Below are 6680 nucleotides of genomic sequence, written 5' to 3'. Positions count from 1 at the left end.
GGTATCAGTAGCGGGGACAGGATTTGAACCTGCGACCTCTGGGTTATGAGCCCAGCGAGCTACCGAGCTGCTCCACCCCGCGTCGGTAAACGCAACCTTACGTCCCCCCACCCACCAGCGCAAATCAACAACGCCCGCCGGTCACACCACCACCGAGCCAGCCACGCTCAGCCGCACCACCGGGCCCAGCCGCACCCCTGCGCCACTGCGAGCAGTCGTGGCTGCGGGCAGTCGTGCCGCTGGGGCAATGGGGGTACCTCCCGCTCATGGGGGCCCCTCCCGCTCGAGCGAAGTCGAGAGTGGGGGAGAAGCCGAGAGTGGGGAGGAGCCGAGAGTGGGGGAGGGTGGGCGCGGCGGCACCCTGCACGCGCCGGCAAGCGAAACCCACCCCCGCCCAACCACAGCGCCGGGCACCCCACAACCAAGGACCCGCCCGGCACCAACCCCGGGCACCCCCATCCACCCCGTAAGCCTCCAGGCACCCCCGCCCCGGCGGAGCCCTACGCCGACAGCTCCTCCCCCAACGCATCCCGCAACCGAGCCGCCCGCTCCGCAACCTCAGCCGGCCCGAGCGCAACGGCCCGATCGGCCCACCGCTTCCCCTCCACCAGCTCCCCCCGACGCGCGTAGACGAGAGCAAGCCGCAACGCAGCCCGCCCATGCCCCGCATCGGCGGCCCGAGCCCACCACACCGCGGCCTCCGGCTCACTCCCCTCCCGAGCCAGCAGCAGCCCAAGATTGAACGCCCCGTTCCGGGATCCGGCCTCGGCCGCCACCCGGTACCACCGAGCCGCCTCCACCACATCCCCCCGCCCCGCCGCAAGCATCCCGACCCGCACCTGAGCCCGCCGATGCCCTTGGGACGCGGCCCGCTCGTACCACTCCTCGCACTCGTTCCTCTCCCGCACCGGCTCCCCCAGCTCATGCGCGGGCGCGGGCGGACGCCGGGCGTCGAGCACGGCGGCCAGCCGGTACGCGGCCTCCGCACTCCCCCCACCCGCGGCACACCGCAGATGCCGCTCGGCGGCCCGCTCGTCGCCCTCCCGCAGCCGCGCGATGGCGACCTGGAGCGCGGCGTCGGTGTGCCCGGCGGCAGCCGCCCGCTCGTACCAGACGAGCGCGGTCGCGTCGTCCCCCCGCCCGGCGTGCAGGATGCCGAGGTTGAACGCGGCGTCCACGCTGCCGGCCTCCGCGGCCTTGGAGAACCACGGCTCGGCCCCGGACGCGTCGCCGACCTGGAGCAACAGGATCGCCAGCGCGTTCGCCGCCTCCCGGTGCCCGGCGTACGCGGCGCGCCGGTACCACTGCTCGGCCTGCGCGGTCCGCCCCTGCTCGGCGCAGAGCAGCCCGAGGTTGTACGCGCCGTTGACGTCCCCGGCGTCCATGGCGGCCCGGTACCACCGCTCGGCGGTCTGCGTCTCACCGCGCTCGGCGTGCAGCGCGCCCAGCGCGTTCGCCGCGTTGCCGTCGCCGTCCTGGGCGGCCCGCAGCCACCACACGGCCGCGCTCTCGGTGTCCCCGGCGTCGCGCAGCAGGAACCCGAGGGCGCACGCGGCGCGCGGCTCGCCGTCCTTGGCGGAGGTCAGGTACCAGCGCCCGGCCTCCTTGAGCTCTCCGCGCCGCTCCAGGATCGCCCCGAGATGCAGCGCGGCCCGCCGATGCCCGCGCGCGGCGGCCTGGCGGTACCACTGCTCGGCCTCCTCGGCCGCGGACACCCCGACACCGCTGTCAGCGCCGGGCTCTCCCTCTCGTACGGCAGCACGACCTTCTCGTACGCCGGCACGCCCGTCCCGTGCGGAAGCGCGCCCTTCGCGCCCCTCTGGCTCCGCCTCGCGCCCCTCACGACCGACCTCACGCCCCTCGCGTACGGTCTCGCGGCTCGCGCCACCGATCTCGAGCGCCGCCCGCGCGATCCTGCGCCCCTCACGCACAGCCGCGCGCTCTTCCCGCTGCGCACGATGGTCGAGCGCCCGCGCGAGCCGGTACGCGGCCTCGCGGTGTCCCCGCTCGGCGGCGGCCCGCATCCACCGCTCGGCGGCCGGGTCGCTGCGGTGTTCCAGCAGATCGGCGAGGGCGTACGCGCCCAGCGCGTGCCCCTGCTCGGCGGACTGACGCAGCCAGTACTCGGCGGCGGGTTCGTCACCGCGCTCGCGGTGGTGCCGTCCGAGCGCGTGCGCGGCGGCGGCGGAACCGGCGACGGCGGCGATCCGCCACCAGTTGGCGGCCTCGTCGGCGTACCCGCGCTGGTGCAGCAGGACACCCAGGTTGTTGGCGGCGGCGCGATCCCCTGCGGCGGTGGCACCCCGCAGATACGGCTCGGCTCCGTCGAGGTCGCCGCGGCGCAGGAGCATGGCCCCCAGGACGCTCATCGCCTCGGTGTCACCGGCCTCGGCGGCGAGTCTCTGACGTGCCTCCTCGACGGCGTCGCCCGCCTCGTCCGGGTCCAGGTCCGTCGGCTGCGCGGCGTCGTCCGCCGCTCGCGACGGACCGGCGGACGTCGCGGACTCGGCCGGCAGCCCGGACTCCGCGGGCAGCACAACATCGGCAGGCAGCGCAAAGTCGGCATGCTGCGCAAACCGCCCCGTCTCCAACAGAGTTGCCTTGTCCCCCATAACGTCCATCGTCGCACCACCTGCAACCTGGGTACACCTGGTATACCGCAGCCATTGAGGTCACTACAGCGTTTTGTCGACATGCCCACAGAGCGACAAGTCAAACACAGTTTTCTCCACACCCCCCGGCAACACGTCGAAGGCCCGGATCCTTTGGAGGATCCGGGCCTTCAACTTCAGTAGCGGGGACAGGATTTGAACCTGCGACCTCTGGGTTATGAGCCCAGCGAGCTACCGAGCTGCTCCACCCCGCGCCGTTGCTCGGCAACCGTATCACGGCGCGGGGTGGGCCTCTGAATCACCCGCTCCCAGGGCTCTCCTCGCCGCTCTGGGAGCTCTCCTCCTCGCTTCCACCGCCGCTGCCGGCGTCGTCCGTCCTGGACTGTGCCTCCTCGGCCCGCTTCAGCGCGTCCTCCAGGTCCTGCTGGGCCCGCCCGTACGCCTCCCAGTCGCCGTCCTTGAGGGCCTGCTGGCCCTCGTCGAAGGCCTTCTGGGCGTCCTCCAGGGCCTGTTGGACCGTCGGGTCGCCGGAAGTCGGCGGCTCGTCGGTGCCCTCGTCGCCGTCGTCCGCCGGTGGCTCGGTGGTCGAACCCTCCGTCTCGAACACCTTGTTGAGCGCCTCGTCGAGGGTGTCCTCGAAGGCCGTGTTGCCGCCGTAGGTCACCAGGACCTTGCGCAGCAGCGGGTACTTGAGTCCGCCACCGCGTACGTAGACGGGCTCCACGTACAGCAGTCCGCCGTCGAGCGGGACCGTCAGGAGGTTGCCGTACTCGACCTGGGAGTCACCTCTCTTGAGGAGGCTGATGGTCTCGGCGATGTCCTGTTCGGAGTTGAACTGGCTCTGGACCTGTTTCGGGCCGTCGATCGGTTCGCTGGTGGGCAGTTTCAGGATTCTGATCTTGCCGTAATCCTTGGTGCCCGCCTCGGCGTTGACCGACACGAAGGCACTGAGGTTGTCCCGGCCGTTCGGAGTGAGCGTCGTGGTCAGCGAGAACGCCTGCTGCTGCTGGCCGGGCAGCCTCATGCTCAGGTAGTACGGCGGCACCGCGTTGCCCGAGGTGTTGGTCGGGTCGTCCGGGACCTGCCAGACCTCACTGCCGCTGAGGAACGTCTCGGCGTCCTTCACGTGGTAGCGGGTCAGCAGCTCGCGCTGGACCTTGAACAGGTCCTGCGGGTACCGCAGATGCACCATCAGCGAGTCGGAGATGTCCTTCTTCGGCTCGACCGTGCCCGGGAACGCCTTCATCCAGGTCTTCAGGACCGGGTCCTCGGTGTCCCACTGGTAGAGCTTGACCTGGCCGGTGTACGCGTCGACGGTCGCCTTCACCGAGTTGCGGATGTAGTTGACCTGGTTCTGCTGGGCCACCACCGCGCGCTGGCTGTTGTCCGCGGTCAGCGAGTCGGCCGTCGTGTCGCCCAGGGTGGTGCGGGAGGCGTACGGGTAGCCGTTGGTGGTGGTGTACGCGTCGACGATCCACTGGATCTTCCCGTCGACGACGGCCGGGTAGGCGTCGCCGTCGATGGTCAGCCAGGGGGCGACCGCCTCGACGCGCTCCTTGGGCGTGCGGTTGTACAGAATCCGCGAGCCCTCGCCGATGGCGCCCGAGTAGAGGATCTGCGGCTCGTTGAACGCCACCGCGTACGCGGCCCGGTTGACCGGGTTGGAGAGGTTGACCCCGCTGTCGCCCTGGTAGCTGGTGGTCTTCTCACCGCTGTCGTCGGAGTAGTCGATCTCCTTCTGGGGACCGCCGACGATCGAGTACTGGGTGGTCTTCTCGCCGTAGTAGATCCGCTGCTGGTACTTGCCCAGGTCGCCCTTGGACGGCAGGTCGGACTCCGTGAACACCGGCCGGCCGCCGGAGGTGGCCTCGGTGCCCTTGGCGGCGACCACGCCGTAGCCGTGGGTGTAGCGGAAGTGGTCGTTGATCCAGTTGTTCTTCGGGATGCCGGCGAGGTTCAGCTCGCGCAGACCGATGACGGTGTCCTGCTCCGCGCCGTCCTCACCGCTGTACCGGTCGACGTCCAGGTTGGTGGGGAACGCGTAGTAGTTCCTCATCTGCTGGAGCTGCTGGAACGTCGGCGAGACGATGTTCGGGTCGAGCAGGCGGATGCTCGCCGTGGTCTCGGCGTCCTCACGGAGCTTGGCCTTGTCCGTGGTGTCGCTCGTGCCCGAGTACTCCTCGACGTCGGTGCCGTCGATGCCGTAGGCCTGACGGGTCGCCTCCAGGTTCTTCTCGACGTACGGCGCTTCCTTGGCCTGCTCGTTCGGCTGGACCTGGAACTTCTGGACGATCGCCGGGTACAGCCCGCCGATGAGGATCGCGGAGAGCACCATCAGGCCGAAGCCGATCACGGGCAGCTGCCAGGTGCGCCGCCAGATGGTGGCGAAGAACAGCAGCGCGCAGATCACGGCGATGCAGAACAGGATCGTCTTGGCCGGCAGATACGCGTTGGCGTCGACGTACCGCAGGCCCGTCCAGTTGCCCGTCGCCTTGAAATCGCTGGACTTCACCGCGAGGCCGTACCGGTCGAGCCAGTACGCGACCGCCTTCAGGGCGACGAAGATGCCGATCAGCACCGACAGATGCCCCGTGGCCGCGGCCGTGGCACGCGCGCCCGGGGACGTGACCCTCAGGCCGCCGTACAGATAGTGCGTGAGCGCGGCGGCGATCACCGAGAGCACGGCGGCGGCGAAGCCGAAGCCGAGCAGGAAGCGGTACCAGGGCAGGTCGAAGGCGTAGAAGGAGACGTCCAGGCCGAACTGGGGGTCCTTCTTGCCGAACGACACTCCGTTGACCCACATCAGCCACGTACGCCACTGCCCGGAGGCTGAGGCGCCGGCGATCAGGCCCACCAGGGAGGTGATCCCGAGGAGCAGCCACTTCTTGTAGGGCGCGATGCCCATGCGGTACCGGTCGAGGCTCTGCTGCTCCATCGACATGGCGCTCAGTGGCGGGCGCAGCCGGTGTGCCAGCCAGATGTTGAAGCCGACCGACGCCGCCATCAGCAGACCGAAGACGAAGAAGAGCCCGATCTTCGTCCAGAGCGTGGTCGTGAAGACGGAGGAGTACTTCACCGACCGGTACCAGAGCCAGTCCGTCCAGAATCCCGCGAACATGACGAACGCCATGCCGAGGACGGCAAGGACGCCCAGCGTCATGAGCAGTGTCCGGACGCGTCGGGACGGTCGGCCCACTCTGATCCGCGGCCCCGTCGGGCCTCCGCCGCGGTCCGGCATCTGGAAAGCCAAGGTGCGCACCTCGAAGTTCGCTGTCGATACGTCAGGCCCGCGTCTACGGACCCTCCAGCGGGCCCCCCGTGATCGTGGGGCCTCACCTATGCAACTTACTCACGCTTTACTCGGTTCCCGGTTCCGATAACGAACGAGGCAGGATTGTGACCATGTCCAACACTCCCATGGCAGCGAACCCCCTCACCCGGGCCGTGCTCGAGATCGACGAGTACGCCTCGGGCCTCGGCTGGGACCAGCCCGCTCGCCTCTTCGCCCTCGTAGACACCGCGCGCCTCAAGGCCCAGGAGCCCGCGCTCGCGGCCCAGCTCGGCCTGGAGGACGAGTCCGAGACCGCCGGTCTCACCCCGATCGAGCAGGATGAGATCCCCGCCGACAAGGCGCTGGACGAGTTCCTCGGCACCATCGCCTGGCCCGACGCGGTGGTGGGCTGCGCACTGACCGTGGAGCGGCTGATGCTGCCGCCGTCCGCCGAGGCCTCCGTGCCGGAGGACCTCGACGGTGCTCGCCTCACCGAGTGGGTCGCCTCCCACCCGGACCGCCAGGAGGTCCGCATGACGGTCGCCGTCCTCCGCGACGGCTCCCGCGACTCGGCCCTGCGCCTGCGTGAGAAGGACTCCGCGACCGAGGTCCTCACCGGCCCCGAGTTGGTCCCCGGCCTGGCGGAGGCCCTGGCGGCGACGTTCGCGGCCTGACCCCGGTTCACGGACCGATCGATCGCCGATTCACCGACCGGCCGCCGACTCGCAGACCGGCCGACCACTCGTGGAGTGGCCTGCGGAGCCTTGCGCTTACGGCCTTCGTACGACGATGGGGGC

General features: G+C 70.3%; 3 protein-coding genes and 2 tRNA genes. 1 reads left to right on the top strand and 4 read right to left on the bottom strand.

What is annotated here, in order from left to right:
• Nucleotides 1-8: 8 nt before the first annotated feature.
• The 4 genes from STRIP9103_RS31425 to STRIP9103_RS31410 form a co-directional block, all read right to left on the bottom strand.
• Nucleotides 9-82, bottom strand: a tRNA-Met gene (locus tag STRIP9103_RS31425).
• 418 nt (nucleotides 83-500) lie between these two features.
• On the bottom strand, nucleotides 501-2621 hold the full coding sequence (locus STRIP9103_RS31420) for a tetratricopeptide repeat protein (protein ID WP_181810714.1): 2121 nt from the start codon (nucleotides 2619-2621) through the stop codon (nucleotides 501-503).
• A gap of 171 nt (nucleotides 2622-2792) precedes the next feature.
• Nucleotides 2793-2866: transfer RNA gene (locus STRIP9103_RS31415), tRNA-Met, on the bottom strand.
• A 44-nt stretch (nucleotides 2867-2910) separates the two neighbouring features.
• Nucleotides 2911-5850, bottom strand: coding sequence for a UPF0182 family membrane protein (locus STRIP9103_RS31410; RefSeq protein ID WP_100244042.1), 2940 nt, complete (start codon nucleotides 5848-5850; stop codon nucleotides 2911-2913).
• Between the two features lie 164 nt (nucleotides 5851-6014).
• Here STRIP9103_RS31410 and STRIP9103_RS31405 point away from each other — a divergent pair, with 164 nt between their 5' ends.
• Complete coding sequence (locus STRIP9103_RS31405; protein WP_009327195.1) at nucleotides 6015-6557, top strand: PPA1309 family protein; 543 nt, start codon at nucleotides 6015-6017, stop codon at nucleotides 6555-6557.
• The last annotated feature ends 123 nt before the right edge of the window (nucleotides 6558-6680 follow it).

The sequence above is a fragment of the Streptomyces ipomoeae 91-03 genome, assembly GCF_000317595.1.
Lineage (GTDB): Bacteria > Actinomycetota > Actinomycetes > Streptomycetales > Streptomycetaceae > Streptomyces > Streptomyces ipomoeae.
Note: the sequence above shows the minus strand (reverse complement) of the source record. Positions and strands in the feature narration are given on the sequence as shown.